This is a genomic window from Reyranella sp. (assembly GCF_004297405.1).
In the GTDB taxonomy this organism is placed as follows: Bacteria; Pseudomonadota; Alphaproteobacteria; order Reyranellales; family Reyranellaceae; genus Reyranella.
Map to the genome: position 1 here is coordinate 491,190 of NZ_SCVC01000021.1, position 18,456 is coordinate 509,645.

13 protein-coding genes are annotated in these 18,456 nt (G+C 63.6%); all 13 read right to left on the reverse strand.

Annotated elements, in window-relative coordinates; genetic code table 11:
- Positions 1-49: 49 nt before the first annotated feature.
- Positions 50-1,387: a hypothetical protein gene (locus EPO50_RS16010; protein WP_296345740.1), complete on the reverse strand. Its 1,338-nt coding sequence runs from the start codon at positions 1,385-1,387 to the stop codon at positions 50-52.
- The gene (locus tag EPO50_RS16015; protein ID WP_296345741.1) at positions 1,387-2,559 is read right to left on the reverse strand and encodes a glycosyltransferase; all 1,173 of its coding nucleotides are present in this window, start codon (positions 2,557-2,559) and stop codon (positions 1,387-1,389) included. The genes EPO50_RS16010 and EPO50_RS16015 overlap by 1 nt, the downstream gene beginning before the upstream one ends.
- 34 nt (positions 2,560-2,593) lie before the next feature.
- On the reverse strand, positions 2,594-4,105 hold the full coding sequence (locus tag EPO50_RS16020; RefSeq protein WP_296345743.1) for an undecaprenyl-phosphate glucose phosphotransferase: 1,512 nt from the start codon (positions 4,103-4,105) through the stop codon (positions 2,594-2,596).
- Between the two features lie 94 nt (positions 4,106-4,199).
- Positions 4,200-5,423, reverse strand: a complete 1,224-nt coding sequence (locus EPO50_RS16025) for a glycosyltransferase (protein WP_296345745.1) — start codon at positions 5,421-5,423, stop codon at positions 4,200-4,202.
- Positions 5,401-6,624, reverse strand: coding sequence for a glycosyltransferase family 4 protein (locus EPO50_RS16030; protein ID WP_296345747.1), 1,224 nt, complete (start codon positions 6,622-6,624; stop codon positions 5,401-5,403). Before EPO50_RS16030 ends, EPO50_RS16025 begins: the two co-directional genes overlap by 23 nt.
- Complete coding sequence (locus tag EPO50_RS16035; RefSeq protein WP_296345749.1) at positions 6,621-8,801, reverse strand: polysaccharide biosynthesis tyrosine autokinase; 2,181 nt, start codon at positions 8,799-8,801, stop codon at positions 6,621-6,623. Before EPO50_RS16035 ends, EPO50_RS16030 begins: the two co-directional genes overlap by 4 nt.
- A gap of 113 nt (positions 8,802-8,914) precedes the next feature.
- Positions 8,915-9,547: a polysaccharide biosynthesis/export family protein gene (locus tag EPO50_RS16040; RefSeq protein ID WP_296345750.1), complete on the reverse strand. Its 633-nt coding sequence runs from the start codon at positions 9,545-9,547 to the stop codon at positions 8,915-8,917.
- Between the two features lie 113 nt (positions 9,548-9,660).
- Complete coding sequence (locus tag EPO50_RS16045; protein ID WP_296345751.1) at positions 9,661-11,124, reverse strand: mannose-1-phosphate guanylyltransferase/mannose-6-phosphate isomerase; 1,464 nt, start codon at positions 11,122-11,124, stop codon at positions 9,661-9,663.
- A 98-nt stretch (positions 11,125-11,222) separates the two neighbouring features.
- Positions 11,223-12,608 carry a sensor histidine kinase KdpD gene (locus tag EPO50_RS16050; RefSeq protein WP_296345753.1) on the reverse strand — a complete coding sequence of 462 codons (1,386 nt, stop codon included), beginning with the start codon at positions 12,606-12,608 and terminating at the stop codon, positions 11,223-11,225.
- A gap of 136 nt (positions 12,609-12,744) precedes the next feature.
- A complete protein-coding gene (locus EPO50_RS16055) occupies positions 12,745-13,530 on the reverse strand; it encodes a response regulator transcription factor (RefSeq protein WP_296345754.1) in 786 nt (261 codons plus the stop codon).
- A gap of 829 nt (positions 13,531-14,359) precedes the next feature.
- Positions 14,360-14,995 carry an FkbM family methyltransferase gene (locus tag EPO50_RS16060; RefSeq protein ID WP_296345756.1) on the reverse strand — a complete coding sequence of 212 codons (636 nt, stop codon included), beginning with the start codon at positions 14,993-14,995 and terminating at the stop codon, positions 14,360-14,362.
- Positions 14,996-15,252: 257 nt separating this feature from the next.
- Positions 15,253-16,395 carry a CaiB/BaiF CoA-transferase family protein gene (locus EPO50_RS16065; RefSeq protein WP_296345758.1) on the reverse strand — a complete coding sequence of 381 codons (1,143 nt, stop codon included), beginning with the start codon at positions 16,393-16,395 and terminating at the stop codon, positions 15,253-15,255.
- Between the two features lie 104 nt (positions 16,396-16,499).
- Entirely contained in the window at positions 16,500-18,182 is a 1,683-nt protein-coding gene (locus tag EPO50_RS16070; RefSeq protein WP_296345759.1) for a dihydroxyacetone kinase family protein, read from the reverse strand.
- Positions 18,183-18,456: the final 274 nt, after the last annotated feature.

Genomic DNA, 18,456 nt, shown 5'->3' on the forward strand with positions numbered 1-18,456 from the left:
AGAGGCTGGCCCGTCTGGGGGCGAAGGCGACATCCATATGCCGATCGGATTATGTCGCGAACCTCGGAGGGACGAGAGATTGCCAGCGCGACATGGCGAGCTGTTCGCGGGTTGCGCGTGTGCTCAGGATCGAGGTGCCAGCGGCGATCAGCAGCACGGCCCAGGTCTTGGGGCCAACGTAGGAACCCGAAGCCTGCCCCAGGATCAGCCATACAGCCCAGCAGTAGAGAACGCTCGGTACACCCAGCATCCGCAGCCACACGGAGAGCGCCGCGAACATGATCACGCCCCCCACCAGGCCGAGATAGATCCAGTGCAGCCAGAAATAGTTGGTCAACACGTCGCCGATTCGGCTGATGCGCCAGGCGGCCTGGAAAGACGGCGAGTTCATGTAGACGTTCATCACATTGTCCGTGATGAAGGATTCGCCGGTGAGGCCTGCGCCGGCCACGGGGAAGTGACGGAAGATGTCGAAGGCCACCAACATCGGTCCGGTGAAGCGATAGAAGAAGCTCGCATCCTCGCCGCGCGACAGCTCGGCCAGGCGGGCGGCGAACAGCGACTGCCCCACAGCTACGGTAATGCCCAGCACCACTACGGAAAGCGCGATCATGCCCACGATTCGCGTCGGTGAGCGCCGACGGTTCGCTCCGGAGAGCAGGATGAGGTAGGGGATCATCAGGAGCAACATCAGGACGAGGGTCGGGCCTGGCAGCACGATCATCGCGAGGCCCACGAGTCCGAGATAGATCGGGAGCTTCCAGCGCCACGGGCTCACCACCAGCCAGGCCGCACAGTAATGCGTGTAGGCGAAGGTCACGGCCGAGGGTTCGGAGGTGAACAGCTTCGGTCTGATGTGACCATAGAGGAGTTGGTCGCGGAGATCGGCATCATAGACGACGCCCGAGTCGTAGATCTTCTCGCGTACCCTGTCGCTGATCGCGCGCAGACCTGTATGATTCTCCAGAACGCAGCCGATGATGATGAAGATACAGAAACCCAGCAAAATCCCGGCGATCTGTCGCCGCTCCGCACGAAGCAAGGTCAGAAACAGGCCATAGCCGATCACCAGCCCATAAGTGAGCTGCACGAGGCCAGTGAATCGCTTGCTGAGGAAGGCGAGGTCGGTCGCAATCAGGATCGAGACGAGATAGAGCGCGACCACCCCCAGAAGGCCAGCGAGATGACGGGGCTGGATATCGTCTCGTCGGCGCCACAGCATGATCAGGCCGGCAAAGCCCGATGGAGCGCAGGTGAGGGGAATTTTGGAAGTGATCTGGAGAGAAACGCCGAGATAGAGGCCGATCAGGAAGAGCGCGATCAATGCCAGATCGATTCCGGTCAGGCGTCGCGCAGGAGTCTCCAGGCCTATCGCTTCTGCTGTCATCACGGCTCGGCGATCGCTGACAAGATCTGGCGGCCACGGCTCGACCAGTCGAACTGATCGCGGCACGCCGCAAAGGCGCGTTCCTGCAGACGGTTCAGCAAGTCAAGGTCGTCGATTGCTTCGAGCACGCCATGTGCCAAAGCGGCGTGGTCGGGAAACAGCATGACGCTGTCGTTGTGGCGCAGGGGTACACCTGCGAAGGACCCCGTCAGTGCGAAGACAGGCACGCGGTTGAAGACATACTCCAGCACCTTGAGCTTGAAGCCGCCACCGTTGCGCTCGGGCACGATGGCGATCCGGGCATTGTCGAGGAAGGGCCCGATCTCCGGAACGGTGCCGGTGAATTCGGTGGCATTGGCCTTCTGGCGAAGTTGAGCCAGGAAGGTCTCATCGGCGCTGCCGACGGCCTGCAACTCGGCATGCGCTTCGGCGAACATCGGGTCGGCGATGCCGACGAACTCGGCCAGGTTCATGCGCTTGGCAATCCAGTCGTAGCTGCCGACGATGACGGCCCGGCGCGGCAGGTCCTCCGAGAGCTGCCGTTTCTCAATGCGGCGGCCGCAATAGCCTGGCGTCAGCACGCCCATGGGTTTGTCACAGCGGCGGCGGCGATAGAGGGAAAGATCTTCTGGTGTGATGGCGGTAACGAAATCGACCGCGTCGACCAGGTCGCGCTCCAACCACGACACCTTGAGCGCGTCGAGACGCACGGCCTGACGTTTCAAGAACAGTGGCTGGCTTTCGGCGATCTGCGCTCGCACGCTTTCTTCATGATTGTGCGAGACGTAGATCAGCCGCGGCCGATTGGGTCGGCCGGCATAGAAGTCGAGCACACGCGGCAGCGCCCAGCCCACCGAAATGCCATCGAAAACGACGCCATCCCAATCACCGTACTGCAGCAGCTCATCGAGCGTGCGGCGCATGCCCGAGGTGCGGCAACGATAAGCGGTGTGCGGCAGCGCGGAAGCGAGGCTTCCCCAACGTGAATGTGGCGTGTCGTCTGGCAGCCACCAGACGATGTGATCCTCGCGCCAGCCGTTGCCTTTATTTGACTCGGCGCGGCGCAGGCCTAACACCTCGACTTCGCTGCCGGCCGAGCGCATCGCATCGATCAAGCCACCCGAATAGATGAACTGACCATTGTGGCGTGGCTCGGGGTCCGCGAGCGTCAACCACAGGCAGCGCGGTGGCCGACCCAGCCGCTCTTCAGAAGGCGTTGCGACCGGTGAAGCCGCCGAACGCGGTGCGGAAGATGATTCTGAGGTCGAAGCCGATCGACCAATGCTCGATGTAGTAGAGGTCATGCTCGACACGCTTCCGTATTTGTTCGACGGTGTCGGTCTCGCCTCGCCAACCATTGACCTGGGCCCAACCAGTGATGCCCGGTTTCACGCGGTGACGGGCGTCGTAGTACTTGACCGCCTCTTGATAGAGGAGAGTGCCAGCTTTGGCGGCCGTAGCGTGCGGGCGCGGGCCGACGACCGACATGTCACCGCGCAGCACGTTCAGGAATTGCGGAAGCTCGTCGAGGCTGGTACGGCGCAGGAAGGCGCCGAAGCGAGTGATGCGAGGATCGCCGCGCCGCGTGAGCTGCTCGGCGTTCGCGTCACTCTTCTCGTGGTACATGGTGCGGAACTTCCACACCTCGATCAGCCTGTTGTTGAAGCCATAGCGCTTCTGGCGGAAGAACACCGGCCCTGGGCTATCGAGCTTGATCAGGATGGCAATCGCCAGCAGGAGCGGCGAGATCAAGGTGACGATACCGGCCGCGATCAGCCGATCCTCGATGCCCTTAGCAATCCATCGCCAGTCGCGCAGCGGCCGATCGATGGCATTGAGGAATGTGTGGCCGCCGATATGGCTCACGGAGACGGCACCGAGCCGAAGACCAAAAACGTCGGGGCAAAGCCGAACATCGACCGGCACAAGGGCGAGTTTGTTCAGCGTCTCGACGAGTTGGCGATCGGCGCCGAGTGGCAATGCAACGATTACCGTGTCGATGCCGTGGCGGCGGACGTCATTGACCAGATCGTCGACGCGGCCAAGGATGTCGTGACCCATGCAGCGGTGCGGCAGGTTTCCCGCTTCATCATCGTAGACGCCGACAACTCGCAGGTTCGAGGTTGCCGAGGTGCCGTTCAGATCGCGCAACAGATGCTGAGCGACCGGCCCGGCGCCGACGACCGCGATGCGCTCACCCAAGCGGCCCTCCTGCGCCCAACGTTGCATCCGTCGGCGCAGGAAGATGCGGCCTGCACCCAAGAGGGTGATGCTGCCCGCGAACCAAGCCGCGATCCATGAGCCATCGGCGGCATTGATGGGTTCGATGAACAGGGCTGCCAGGAACAGCACGAAGAGGGTCCCCAGCCAACCGAGCAGCATGCGTCCCAATGAGCTGTCGAGATGGGCAAACTGCGCGAAGCGATGCGCGCCAGCGAGGTGCAGAAAGTTGAGGCCGAGCACGGTGCCGAGCAACACGACGAGGACTTCGAGACGCCAGTCGATGGTCGCGCCGCGCCATTGCAGAGCGGCGACGCCAGCTCCGAGAATGCATGCACCGTCGAACGTCGCCACGAGGCGCGTCACGATCGCTTCCGAGATCGTGCGGCCACCGGCACCGAGTACGGGTGCCGTCGTGTCGACGGCATCAGTAACGACGTCGGGGAGAGAATGCGCCATCGGCATAGCGGCCGATTGCGACTTGTAGCGAGAATTCATCAGAGGCTCCGTACGGGCGGGTCTCGACGATATGGGGTGATTGTCTACGCCTGCTCGCGCATGTGTTGTGATCATGCTGAGGCCGCTTCACAGCCTAGGCGGCAAGCACGGTCGCGGCGAAGCGTTGTGGCGTTTGTGAAGCTGCGAAGGCTTGGGCAGCGGAGAGGTCGATGAACGATGATGGACCGACCTGTGCCATTTGTGTGATCGCGGCAGCGACTGCCACAGGGTCAGATGAATCGACGGAGAGACCGAGATGATGTTCGCGTGTCAGGTGCCCGACGAGGCCGTACGCTTGCGCCAACACGGGCTTGCCGGCACGAGCGGCCCAGAGCAGCACACCGCTCGAGCCGACGAAGCGCTGATAGGGCGCCAGCACAACGTCACTGCGTTGAACCAGGCTCTCGAGTTCCGCCTGGTCGAGGCGTCGGTCTTCGATGCTCAGTGAAAGTCGCGGATGAAGTGTCGAAAGATGCGCGCAACGCTCCTCGAGGCGGCTGCGCAACGCCGGGTCGACACGGCCAGCCAGCACGACGCCGACCTTGGCGGCGGTTGAAGGAGTAAGACGTTCGAGCGCGTCGAGAACGACCAGGGGGCCTTTGCGTTCAGTCAGGTAACCGAACAACAGAAAGGTCGTGCGGCCGTTCGATTTCGGACCGTTGTCATTGCCCGCCGGGACCGTGGTCGCGACCGGATGCGTCGGATCCGGCAGATGCTCGACCTTGTGGCCTTTGGCGTAGCGTCGCGCAGCATAGGCAGGAAAGAACGGATCAAGCGAGAGAACCCGATCGAGCGCAGGATTACGCAGCATCAACCGATAGAAGAGATTCTTGCGCACGTCGCGCAAGCGTTCGCCACCGCGCGTGCAATGACCATCGAAGCTGCCGTAATGCACGGAAGGTCGAAACAGGATGCCCGACACTGTTTTGTCCTTGGCGCCGAGACCAAGCGCCAAAGGCAGGGCGAGGAGGTCGAGCGAAAGAAAGAATCCGCTGTCGGCGCCGCTCTGTTGAAGATGCCGCCGCATCGTCCACCAGCGTGCAAGGGCTGCAAGCGTAAGCCGCCGGTCGGTACACCAGCGCAGTTCCTGTGGTGAGAGCGGCCGCAATTCGACCCTTCCCATCACCTCGGCAGGAAGCGATCGAGCAAGTGCGAGACACAGTTTTTCCGGTGCTGCCACGGAGATCGCCGGCCGGGCGCGGTCAGCCGCTGCGAACTCGATCAGATGCTGTAGCCACTCTTGCGAATGGCCCTCTGCATCCGGCTCGAAGACCAGAACGCGGCGCGACACAGTCTCACCGTTGCGCGGTGAGGGCATCGAGCCGGCTCATGAATGCGCCCAGGACACGCGGCTTGGCATAGTTCAGCTCGACGAATTCGCGGCCGCGGCGGCCGAGTTCCTGGCGCAGCCAGGTATCGTCGGCCAGACGTAGCACGGCTTCGGCAAAACCCAACGGCTCGCCGGGCGGCACACAAAGGAAAGCACCGCTCTCGCGCTGCAGCTCCCAGAGCACGCTGCCCGGTAGCGCCGTGGCGACGAAGGGGCGGCCGACCGCCATGATGTTGAACACCTTGGACGGCACGGCGAAAGCGGCTGCCTCGGGATTCTGCGGCACCAGATGAATATCTCCGGCCGAGAGCGCAGGCCCCAGCGCCTCGTTCGGCTGCAGCTCGGTGATATGTACGTTCGCGAGACGCCGACGGGCGATTTCGGCGGCGAGTTCGCGGCCCTGGCTGCCATTGCCCCGCAGGATGATCTCGATATCGGGGCGGCTCACCGCGAGTTCGGCAGCCAGGTCGACGATCTGGCCCAGCCCCTGCTTGCGGCCGAGATTCCCGCTGTAGAGCACTTTTACAGAGCTGCGTGCGACGGGTTCGACAACCTTGATCTGGTCGGTATCGACCCAAAGCGGCACGACCTCGATGGGCACGGTCACGCCGATGCGGCGGAGCTGGTCCTTCATTTCGGCGGACAGGACCACCACGAGATCGGTGCGATTGAGCACGAGCCGTTCGCAGGTCCTCATCAGGCGTGCAAGGCCACTGCCACCGCCCGTCATGCCAAGCTTCTCGGCGAGGCCTGATTGGATATCGTGCACCACGGCGACACAGACACCGTTGCGTCGCTTGGAGGCAATCCCGAGAGCCACGGACAGGATCGACGGGCAGAGCGCCAGCACGATGGGATGGCGGTCGACGCGACCGGTCACCAGGGCCGCGAGGCCGCGCAGCAGGAACTCGGCTTCATTGGCGATGCGTGCGCGAGCGCCGCCGCCGCTTGGTGCGCCGACAGGCAACCGTTCGACCGCGCTGCCGCCCACGATCTCGCGCCGGCACTTCCCGTCACGGTAGGCCGGGAAGACCTCCGGTTCGGGATAGTGCGGCAAGCCGCTCACCACTGTCGTGCGCCGCCCGTGTCGGGTCAGCCATTCGGCAATGTCGGTGCTGAACGGCGCTGACCCGATGAGCTCGGGCCAGAAATAGCGCGAGACGAACAGGACGTTTGAGGCGGGGGTCATGAGCGAAAGCTCGCGCGGGTCGACCGCGCAGACTCGTAGAAAGGTGCGAGATAGCCGTACTGCCGATATTGCTTGGCGACGACTCGGGACATCACGACACCTGCGACGCTGCCCTGGGCGTCGACGATCTGCTTCAGTGCCTCGAGAGCGCTCTCCTGCCGCGTATGGCCCCACCGCACGACGAACACGACCTTTTCGACCAGGCGGGACAGGGCCAGCACATCGGCCGTGACCAGTGTGGGAGGGGTGTCGAGCAGTACGAACTCGTAATGCGAGGCCAAGGCGTCGAGCAGCTGGCGCATGCGATCCGAGCTCAGCAGATGGGCCTGGCGCGGGTTCCAAGGGCCGGCCGGCATGACATCGAGGCCGGAAAGCGCGTCGTGATGAATAACCTCGTCGAGGCTTGCCGGCTTGTCGGTCAGCAGGCTGGCGAGACCGGCTCGATTGCCGCAGTGGAAGATCTGGTGCAACCGTGGGCTACGCCAGTCGCAGTCGATCAGCAGCACGCGCTTGCCGTTGCTGGCCAGCAGCCGGCCGAGCGAAGACACCATCACCGACTTGCCTTCCGACGGCGTGGCCGAGCTGAACATGATGGTGCGCGGCGACTCGGCGGTCTCCGACAACTCGACGCCGATATGGAGGCGACGCAGCGCCTCGCTATAGATGGATGTCGGCTGACGCAGCACCTGCATGGCAGGCGGCGTGCGGCCGCTGATCTGGGGGATCATCGCAATGACAGGTAGGCCGGTCATCGCTTCGATTTGGTCGGCGCGGCGAAAGGTATGATCGCCACTTTCGCGCATCAGGGCGATCGCTGCTCCCACCATCAGGCCGCCGGCGATTCCCAACAGCGCGATCAGGCTCTTGGGCGGGTAGCTGGGTGCTTGCGCCGGGGCTGCGGCCGAGACCAGCTTGGCATTGGCGTCGAGAATGTTCTCGGTGCCCATTGTCTGCTTGGCGCGCACCAGCATCGCTTCGAGGAGGTTGCGGTTCACGGTGGCGTCGCGTTCCAGCGCCTCGAGCTGGATGGACTTGTCGTTCACCGCACCCATCTGCTGCTTCAGGCGCTCGAAGTTCTGGGACAAGGCATCATAGCGAGCCGTTGTGGTCCGCGCCTCGCGCGCCAGACCATCGATGATCTTGGCGACCTCGGCATTGACGCGGGCATTGATGTTGCCCACTTCGGCGCGTGCCTTGGCCATCGAGGGGTGGCGGGCGCCGAGCGATGCCGCCATCTCCGCTGCCCGACGCTCGGAATCCGCAAGCTGTTGCTTCAGCGCTCCGATCAGCGGTGAACGCAGGACGTCGGGCACGCTCTCGCCGCCCAACCCGCCCTTGCGCATCTCTTGTGCTTCGGCGAGCCGCGAATCGGCCTCGGCCTTGGCGGTCTGGGCCGCGATGAGCTGGCTGTTGAGTTCATTGAGCTGCTGGGCTGTGACGCCGCTTCCGGTGCTCTTGTAGAGCTCATTCTTGCGGCGATAGTCCTCGACTGCCTGATCCGACTTCGTCACTTGCTCGCGCAGCTCGGCGATGCGACCCATGAGGAACTTGTCGATCCGGTCCATCGAGCTGATTTTTTCTTGGCGCTGATAGTCGAGATAGCGCTCGGCCAATGCGTTGGCGAGATTGGCTGCCATCGCGGGGCTCTGCGCCTCGGCCTTGACGCTGAGTACATGCGAGCGGCCGAGCGTCGACACATCGACGCGCGACAGCAGCGTGTCGATCATGCGGTTGTCGCTGTCCTCGGCGCTGAGGGCCGGCGTTTCCTTGGCCGGCGTGCGTCCCAGCCATGCCTTGAGCGGCTCAGGCAAAAGATTGTTGAGGTCGGTGAAACGCGCCCAACTCGATTGCTTGCGCAGAGCCGGATTGAACTCGGGATCGTCGCGGAGCTGGAGCTGGTCGATGACCTGCCGCGCGATGGCGCGCGACTGCAGGATGAAGCCTTCGTTCTGGACGCGTTCGGCATCCGGGCTGACGTCAGCGAGGACGGATTCGACGTTGAGCACACGCGGCGCCTGGAGGCCAACGAGAACGCGGGCTTCCGACACATAATAGGAAGGCATTGACCAGGCGGCGAAGACAGCCGCGCCGCCGAGTACGATCGTGCAGGCAAGAATTAGACTGCGGTGCCGCCACAGCTTGCGCAAGGTTTCACCGAGACCATCCGGCTCCGGCATCGGTGGAAGGCGAAACGGTTGTGCCTCCGGCAAATATCTCCCGGGCGGCGGCACAGCACGCAGAGCCGTGCGCCGCCGCGGAAGCTGAGAGGGAGCGCCGGAGCCATGATCCATTAGAAATACCGCTCGCGAACTTCGAGGGTGTCACCGGGACGGACGATGGTCTCGGGCTTAGCGACGACGCGAACCATCTTGCCCTCCTTGTCGAGGCGCTTGATGTAGAACTCGGTGGTCTTGGCGCGGTAGGTATAGCCGCCGGCCATCGCCACGGCGTTCAGCGCCGTGATGTCGGTGACATAGGGGTAGTTGCCGGGCTTCTGGACTTCACCCAGCACATAGAAGGGACGGCGCGTCAGCACTTCGACGCTGACGCTGGGATTGCGCAGATAGTCAGGGTCGAGTTTGCCTGCGATCGCCTGCTGCAGTTCGCGCGGCGTCATACCGTCGGCATTGATGTTGCCGATCAGTGGGAAGGCGACCGAGCCATTGCCATCGAGCATGAACTCGCCCGTCAGGTTCGGTTGGCCAAACACGGTGATGCGCGTCCGGTCATTGGGACCGAGACGATAGTCGCTGGAGACCGCGCCTAGGCCGCCGTTGCCGCCGGTACGACCGGTCGGTGCAAGGTTGAGACTCTGAGAGTCATTGACGATCGGTGTGGGATCGCTCTCGCAGGCAGCAAGCACACCGAGAGCGCAGACGATGCCGCAAACGCGGAACGAGGCGGCGACGATATTGGTCGACATGGCTTCACCTCAATCGAGGATTGAAAAGGCGTCCCTCCGAGGAACAACGCTGGAGATACCGCCCAGGGCAGTCGGAGGGTGTGACCAATCCGGGGCATTGCCTTCAAAAAGCATCAGACGCGGCCGTAGTTGTCGGACAAGCGCACGATATCGTCCTCGCCGAGATAGCCGCCGGACTGCACTTCGATCAGCTCCAGCGTCAGCTTTCCCGGATTCTCGAGACGATGTTCCGTGCCGATGGGGATGTAGATGGACTGGTTCTCGTGCAGCAGCCGGCGCTCTTCGCCGCATTGGACGATGGCCGTGCCATGCACCACGACCCAATGTTCGGCGCGATGGTAGTGCTTCTGCAGGCTGAGCTTGCCGCCCGGCTTCACGGAGATGTGCTTTACCTGGAAGCGATTGCCAGCATCGATGGTGCGGTAGTTGCCCCAGGGCCGGTGACAGGTCGAATGCCTGAGCGGTTCAGACCTGTTCTCACGGCGCAGACGTTGGACGATGCGCGAGACGGCGCCTGCAGAGTCGGCACCGGCGACCAGTACGGCGTCGTCGGTCGCGACGACCGTGATGCCGTCGAGGCCGACGGCTGCCAGCAGACGGCCTTCGGATCGCAGATACGAATTGCTGACGCCATCCTGCACGACGTCACCCTGGATCACGTTGCCGTCGGCATCGCCCGTAGCGACGCCATGCAGGGCGGGCCACGAACCAACGTCGTTCCAGGCCATGTCGACGGGAACCACGGCAGCGTGGTCTGTATGCTCCATCACGGCATGGTCGATCGACAGTGCCGGCGCCCGCCCGAAGGCCTCGGCATCGAGGTGATGGCAATCTGCTTCGCCGCGAGCCGATTCGAGAGCGGTGCGGCACGCGTCGAGCATGGCGGGATTGATGCTCGCCAGCTCGTCCAGATAAGCGCGGGCGCCCAGGAGGAAGATCCCGCTGTTCCAGAAGAATGCGCCACTGTCGACGAAGCGCTGTGCCGTATCGCGATCCGGCTTCTCGACGAAGCGCTCGACATCGAGCACACCATCGTTGCCTTCGAGTGGCGTGCCGCCTTGGATATAGCCGTAACCGGTATCGGGCCGACTTGGCTTGATGCCGAAGGTGACGAGGCGTCCCGCTCGAGCCGCCGCCATGCCCTGCATGACGGCCTGATGAAACGGCGGCAGTGTCGCGATCACATGATCGGACGGCTGCACCAGCATCAGCGCTTCGGGATCCTGTCGCAGCAGCCATAGCGCGGCGGTGGCGATTGCCGGCCCGGTGTTGCGTGCCAGAGGTTCCAGCAGCAGCGTCTGCGGCTTTATGCCGACCTCTTCGAGTTGGTCGGCGACCAGGAAGCGATGCTCGAGGTTGCAGACGACAACAGGCGCGGCGAACCCGACATCAACCAGTCCGCGCATTGCCGTTTCTTGGAGCAGCGTGCGATCAGAGACCAGCTTCAGAAGTTGCTTGGGATAGGATGCGCGCGACAGTGGCCACAGGCGTGTGCCGGCACCGCCGGACAGGATGACGGGATGAATCTGGGCCGAACCCTGCTGATGAAAGCGGCCGAGGTCGGGGATGGTGTCCATGGAACTCCGCGCGAGGCATTTGCTTGCACGAAGCTAAGGAGCGCCCACTGCGCCGACCAGTGATCAAGCTGTGTCTCGCAGACCGCGCTTTCGAGCCTTTATTGGTGGCCGTTACGTGGCAGGACGATGACGATCGACAAGCCGCCGCCGAGGCGGTTCACGGCGCTGACCTGACCGCCCAGGGCTTCGATATTGCGCCGTACGATCCATAGGCCCAGCCCCGAATGTTCGACCGCTCCGTCCGACCCGATCCCGACCTCGGGCCGTGAGGAGAAGTAGCGCTCGAAGATATGATCGACCTTGGCAGGATCGATGCCGGGTCCCTGATCGTCGACTTGCAGCTCCACCGTCTCGTCGTTGGCCGTGAGCGTTACGATGATGGCTGAGCTTTGGGGCGAGAAGCTGATGGCATTCTCGAGGACGTTCTGCAGGGCCACTTCGAGCATGCCGTGGCCAGCGCGGACCATCGCACGCTCGTCGAGCCGGCGGATCAGCCTGATGTCACGTGCGGCCAGGATCTCACGGAAGTGCCGCGCTGCGTCGCCGACAAGCTGCGTCAGATCTGTCGGCACGCGTGGTGCTTCGATCAAATCGGCCGTCGCCGTATCGTAGTGTTGCGCGGCGTTGACCAGGGCGAGCAGGCGGGCGAGGGAGGAGTCGACAATCTCCAGCGCCCGTCGGGCACGTTGGTCCGTCTCGGGCACCGCGCGGCGCACCGGTCGCAGTGCCGATTGCACGGCGGCGAGCGGCGTCTTGAACGAGTGCGCATTGTCCTCGGCCGATTGCCGGATCTGTCGCGACACGCGGCGCAGTTCGTGCACCAGCTTGTCAAAATCGCGCGCCACACTCGAGAGTTCGGGAACGACGTTCTGCCGGGTGAAGGCAGAATCGCCGATGCGGCCCTGGCTGATCTCGTTGGCAACATTGCGGAACCGGCCGAGGCTCAGCCGGATGCTGATCGCAATCAGTAAGGCAAGCACAGCGACCACCAGATAGATTGCAGCAGCGACCCGGATCTCGCGCGTTTCCCAGTAGGGCCGGCCGATCGACGTGTTGAGGAACTCCGACGTGACGTGCGTGGAGGTGAGCACCCAGCAATTGCCGCGCGCCCGAATCGGGATGATCGAGGTCAAAAGTTCGATCGAACCGTCGGCCTGCTTGTAGCGGATCTCGTTGGACGCATCCCACATGCAGGCCTCGGAAAGGCGCTGCAGGATGCCGCGCTGACGCAGCTCGTCGAGTTCGGCGGCTATCGCCTCGGGACGGATCGCTGGCGCTGAACCAACGAGATAGAACCGTCCGGTCGCCTTGTCGGCCGGCGGTTGGAACATCAGCTTGAGGACCGTACCGTCGCTGCCGTACTTGGCGAGCTCATAGTTCAGCGCCATCGGCGCCGTCGGATCGGTCTCTTTGAGGATCGGCGTCAGCGCCTCGGCGATCAGGGCGGAGCGGTCTTGGATGGCACGCGTCACAAGTGCGCGCATCTGGCTATCGGCACTTTCGAACTGCCCATAGAGCACAACGGGCAGAGCCAGGAAGATGCCGACGAGGACGATGAGCTTCAGTGTCAGCGAGGCGGCGAGCCGGCGTAGTGCCGGCCGCCAACCTCGCGTTGCTGTACTAGGTTTTACCCCAGCGGTAGCCGAAGGATTGATAGTTATCGATTTCGCCGAAATCGGGATCGATGGCTCGGAACTTGTTTCTGATCCGCTTGATGCAGGAGCGGACGTTTGTTCGATAGCCATTCTCGCCGCTCCCCGCGATGAAGCCCACGTAGTGCATGCAATCGTAGACGGCGCGGTACGTGACATAGGTGCCGATGCTCGAGGCGAGCAAATGCACGATCTTGAACTCGGTCAACGTCAGGTTGACGTCAGCGTCGTCCCAGTAAGCACGGCTGATGCCAGGCTTCAACAGCAACCGGCCGCAGTGGAAGTTACCTTCGAACTCAGGGTCAGCTGACTTCTTATGCGAATCGGCGATCAAGCGCAGGCGCTGCGCGAGGATCGGTACCCCGCGCGATTTGTCGACGAAGTCGAGGGCTCCGCGGTCGAACGCCTCCTTTTCGTAGGCAGGTAGTGTGCGACCGGTCAGGAATACGACCGGCAGGACGACGCCCATATGCCGAAGCTTTGGCAACAGGTCGATGCCCGACACGCTGGGCATGCTCCAGTCGAGCAGAATGATATCGGCATCGATCCCCTGAGCGAAAGCATCGAGCAGGAATTTGCCGTCGGCGAAAGGAATTACGTCGAAGCCATAGTCGGCGAGCTCGCAGCTCACGGCTTCCCGGAAATCGTCATCATCCTCAGCAAAGACGACGCGAATTTTCCCCTCACTCTCGCCGTCAACGACGGGCTTGAACACGGGATTGGAGCTGGGCCACGCAGAGACGTCTGCCTTCATCTGTGTTGTCATCGCTCTTCACCTTGTACGCAAGAGTTCCAAACTGTTTGGTCTCGACATCCGGGTAGAGCTGGATGTCGATCGTGCACTTGCCGTCCTGATACCGCCACTGCTTACCCGGCGGATGGTCCTCCTCGCTTGTTGGGGGGCCGAGCATCGCCCGGAGCTCCCTTTCACTGGTACCTGTACGCAGGACTGCTGCGTCGTCTGTCCCCGGCACCGCTACGGCTGTTCCCTGAGCGGCCGCAACGCGGTCCGATGGGGCTGCAGCGGCCGACGCCTCGACCGTCGATGTCGAAGCGCCGGGCCGTATGCTGGCCGCCTGAACGCTGGCTGCCTGTGCGGCTGGCTGCGGCTTCGGCGGAGTATTCTTTCGCACCTGCGAAGGCGCTGTTGAGGGGCCCGTCAGACGGGCGAGATCATCACGTGCCGAGCGAGCTACCTCACACCCCGACAAGAGCAGCAATCCGACCCCCACGGTCTGCTTCACCAGGTTCGTGATCCTCATCCCGTTTCCAGAAAATTCCACACCTACGACGATTATAGCCGCCATATGGCGGGTTTACGGCATCATGCCCCACGAACGAAGAAACGACACCGAAATCATTCCGGTTGCATGCAGGAGGCTTGACAACTCGTCGCAGGAGTTTGCGGCGGCGTCCTTCTGGCTTGCGACGCAGATGCGATGTTGCGTCTGCACAGCAACAGGGCAAGAGGCGCCCGACTTCGCGACGGGCGATCACAGATTGGCCACTGAACGCGCAATGATAAGTCTTGGGTGTCCCCGATACGGCAACGACTCTTGTGAGCACGCCTGCGACTTAGATGTTCAAGCCGACGCAGCCCACCGTCGGTCAGCGCGCAAGTTTTTATCGTGTGGCACGAACAGCAGATCGAGTTGCGCGGTGGCGTCATCGAGCGGACGCCGGCGCAATCCGACGATGTCGGCAAGGACGAAGCCGTGATCGCCGAGGAAGCTCACCACGTCGCGCACTTCAGCGCCGCCTTTCACTGTGGCGATCGTGCTGGTTTCGATGACCAGCGCATCAATCTCGGCGAGCCGGCCTGTCATACCGGCAAGCACCATGAGTTCGGCACCCTGCACGTCGATCTTGCAAAGCGACGGACCGGTAATCGGTCCAAACAGGCTGTCGAAGCGGCGCAACGGGACGCGATCGATTCGTCGCACGCGCCGTGGCCCGACCTCTTCGAGAAGAGTCGACTCCTGGATGTCGCCACGTACCTCGAGTGCGGCATCGCCGTCGCGATCCCCTAGCGCGACTGCGTGCAACTCGCAGCGCAATTGCTTCGCAAGGCGCTGCATGTAGGCGTAGGACTCCCGTGCCGGGTCGACCAAATGATAAAACGCGTTCGGAAACGCACGGTAGAGCGGGAAAGTGCCATAGCCGACGCCAATGTCGAAGACTGTCTGCGGCGCGAAGCCGTGGTGCTGCAGCACGCGCATGGTGCGGGCCCACGACGGCAATCCCGAGAATGAAGGCAGAGCCGCAGCGAAAGGACGTAATACGTCCTTCAGGCGGCCCTTCATCGTCGGGCCATGCTCCGGTCCCTTCGCGTCGATCGACGTCAAGGTCATCTCCACGGCTGTTTCAAGCAGGCGGAGATGCTAGCTGTCTGGAGCGCGGCGGTGTGTGATCAATAGGTGGCGGGGACAGACAAGAATTATCCGTCCTCGCGCGCTGGTCCTCAATTTGCCGATCGCTACTTTGCCGGACGACCCAGCACTTCCTGCGTATGCTGGCCGAGCGTTGGCGCCGGGCGTGTCGAACGCGGGCGCTTGCGATCGAAGGAGATCGGCAGACCAACGACGCGAGGACCACCATCGGGAAGCTGATGCACCAGATCTGCCGCAGCCAACTGTTCGGTCGCGGCGAGTTCGGAGATATCGTTCACTGGGCTGCAGGGCACGCCCGCTTCTTCGAGGGCTGCCAGCCAGTGCGCGCGGCTCTTGTGGCGCATTACCGACGCGATCAACGGCACCAGTTCGGCGCGATTGCGCACGCGTTGCGCGCTCGTGGCGAAGCGCGGATCCGTTCCCCATTCCGGATGGCCCAGCACTTTGGCACACCGCGCCCACAGGCGATCGTTGCCCGCTGCGAGGCAAACCGGAGCGTCGGTCGTTTCAAAGAGCTGGTAAGGAACGATGGCGCCGGAACCAGTGCCATGCCGCTTGGGTGGCTGATTGTCCGAGAGATAGTTGTTGAGTTGCCCCTCGACCCAATGCACGGCCGAGTCGAACAGTGAAGTGTCGACGAGGCAGCCCTTGCCCGTGCGATCGCGCAGCCGCAATGCCGCCAGCGCGCCGATCGTGCAGAACATGCCCGTCGCCTTGTCGTTGATCGAGGCACCGCAGAAGGTCGGCGGATCTTCGGGCCGACCGGTGACACTCATCATGGCGCCATAGGCCTGCAGCAGTGGATCGAAACCCGGCTTCATGCGCATCGGCCCCTGATAACCGAAGGCCCAGATCGAGCAATAGATGAGCCGCGGATGACGCTCGAGCATCGTATCCGGGCCGATGCCGATTTCGTCGACGACACCTGGCCGGAGATTCTGGATCAGGATATCGGCGTTCTCACAGAGACGATGCAGCGCTTCGACGTCGGCCGCCAGCTTCAGGTCGAGGACGACGGAGCGCTTGTTGCGGTTCTGGCTGTGGAAGTAGAGCGAGGTCACACCATCCGGGCCGAACGGAGGGCCCCAGATGCGCGCATCGTCACCGCCATCCGGCTTCTCGATCTTGATGACGTCGGCACCCATGTCGGCCAGCAGCACGCCGGCGAGAGGCCCGGCCAGTGCCTGACCCACTTCGATAACGCGAACTCCTTCGAGCGGTAGTGTCACAATCGTTCCTTCTCGTGCTCTGTCTTCCTCTCGCGACATTGCCCTGAGGCTGGACCGATTGTCATCGTTCGCGCCGCTTCAATGTCGGCCTGCGAGTGGTCAGGTCAGGTGGGCGTTATTGCGGTCAGCCAGATGGTCAACGCCGTGGCGCCGGCGTCAGGATGGCCGAGCGCGCGATCGCCGAGGTAGGCCGCACGACCCACGCGAGGATACATGCCTGCCGTCGCCGCCGTCCCATCACGAGCGGCGTCGAGGGCCTCGACCCATGCGTCAGCAGGCGTCCTGCCGGCTTCGAGAGCGGCGCGGAAGGCCGTTGCGGCAGGCACCAGCGCATCAAGCATGGTGCGATCGCCGGGCTTGGCGCCACCCAGCTCGGCAATCGCGGCGGCTGCGGCATCGAGTGCCTCGGCCCAGTCCTGCGGGCCGGGATCGTCGGACAGGCCACGCGCGGCGCGGACCAGGGCCGTCGCGTAGAAGGGGCCGGAGCTGCCAGCAATGGCGCGCCCGAGGGCAGCTGCCAGATGTTTCAATGCCGTGGATGGCGTGGCCCAATCGGACGCCGGCATGGCTCGGATCGCTGAGGCGGCGCGAGTCATGCTGAGGCCGAGATCACCGTCGCCGGCGACGGCGTCCAGTTCCGTGAGCTGCACTTCGGCCGCCGCCAGCGCCTCGGCAGCCTTCAGGGCCGACTGACGCATGATGCGGCCGGCCCTTGTCGGCGTGAGGATCGGTGTCGTGGGCGCAGGCGCCGGAGGCGCCGGTTGAAGGGACAGGGCATCCGCGAGGCGACCCTGCCCCGGCCAGGCCGGCGCTGCAGTAGCGGCGTCCAATCGTGCCAATCGTGAGTCGTCAACGATGAGAAGGCTGAGCGAGACGCCCGGCATCTCCAGGGCCGTCATCAGGTTTCCCGACCAGGCGCGCGCGACGTGCAAGCCGGAGGCGCGCAGCTGGGCCAGAGCCTTGCGTGCGACGATGGCCAGCTCCATTGGCGGCGTGCCGCCTAGCCCGTTCACCAGCAACGCCGTACGTGCACCGGGCGACGGCGCGAGGTCGCTGAGGATCGACGCCAGCAATTGATCGACGATCTCGTCCGCCGACACCAGCTTGGCGCGCCGCACGCCTGCTTCTCCGTGAATGCCCAGACCCAGTTCCATCTCGTCGGCCGCAAGCGTGAAGCCCGCGCTGCCGCCTGGAACAGTGCAGGCTCCGAGGGCCACGCCCATCGTACCCAATGCAGAGGCTGCTTGACGTGCCTCCGCCGCGACGGCTGCCAAATCGAGGCCCGCGGCCGATGCGGCGCCGGCCACCTTGTGCACCAGCACGGTTCCCGCGAGGCCACGCCGCCGTTCCGGCGCCACCGTGTCACGCAACGCCACATCGTCGGCGACCACGACGGTCTCGACGGGAATGCCTTCGGCGCGCGCCAGTTCGGCGGCCAGACCGAAGTTCAGGCGGTCGCCCGTATAGTTCTTCACGATCAGCAGGGCGCCGGCGGGTCCAGAGGCGGCGCGGATGGCGGCCAGCACGGCGTCGGTGGACGGCGAGGTGAAGACATCGCCTGCTACGGCGGCGTGCAGCATGCCGGCACCGACATAGCCCGTGTGCGCGGGTTCATGTCCGCTGCCGCCACCGGAGATGATGGCGACCTGTCGTGCTGCCGGTGGTTCCAGGTCGGCACGCAGCACCACGTTCTCATCGGCCAGTAGAGTCTGCCCGGCGTGCAGGCCGACATGGCCTTCAAGCATTTCGCGAACGACGGCGCGAGGATCGTTGATCAACTTTTTCACGAGACTCGATACCTCTCCGCGGCGACTTTCCTGTTAGCAAGGAGATTAACAGGGAACTTTGCAAGGTCTTGCCGCGAGGTAAGTCGCTACTTTCCCAAAGTCTCGAACGGCCGGATGCCTGGATGGAGCGATCCTCTTTCGACTTTCTCGAAAGGGCCGCTTGAGCGGCGGCAAATGGCGGTGCAGCCAGTCGCGCGCGAACTATTCTCCGAGCGATTCCCTGTTTAACAGGGAAATTGCAGGGAAAACGAGTTAGCCGAGAGTGGACAGGACT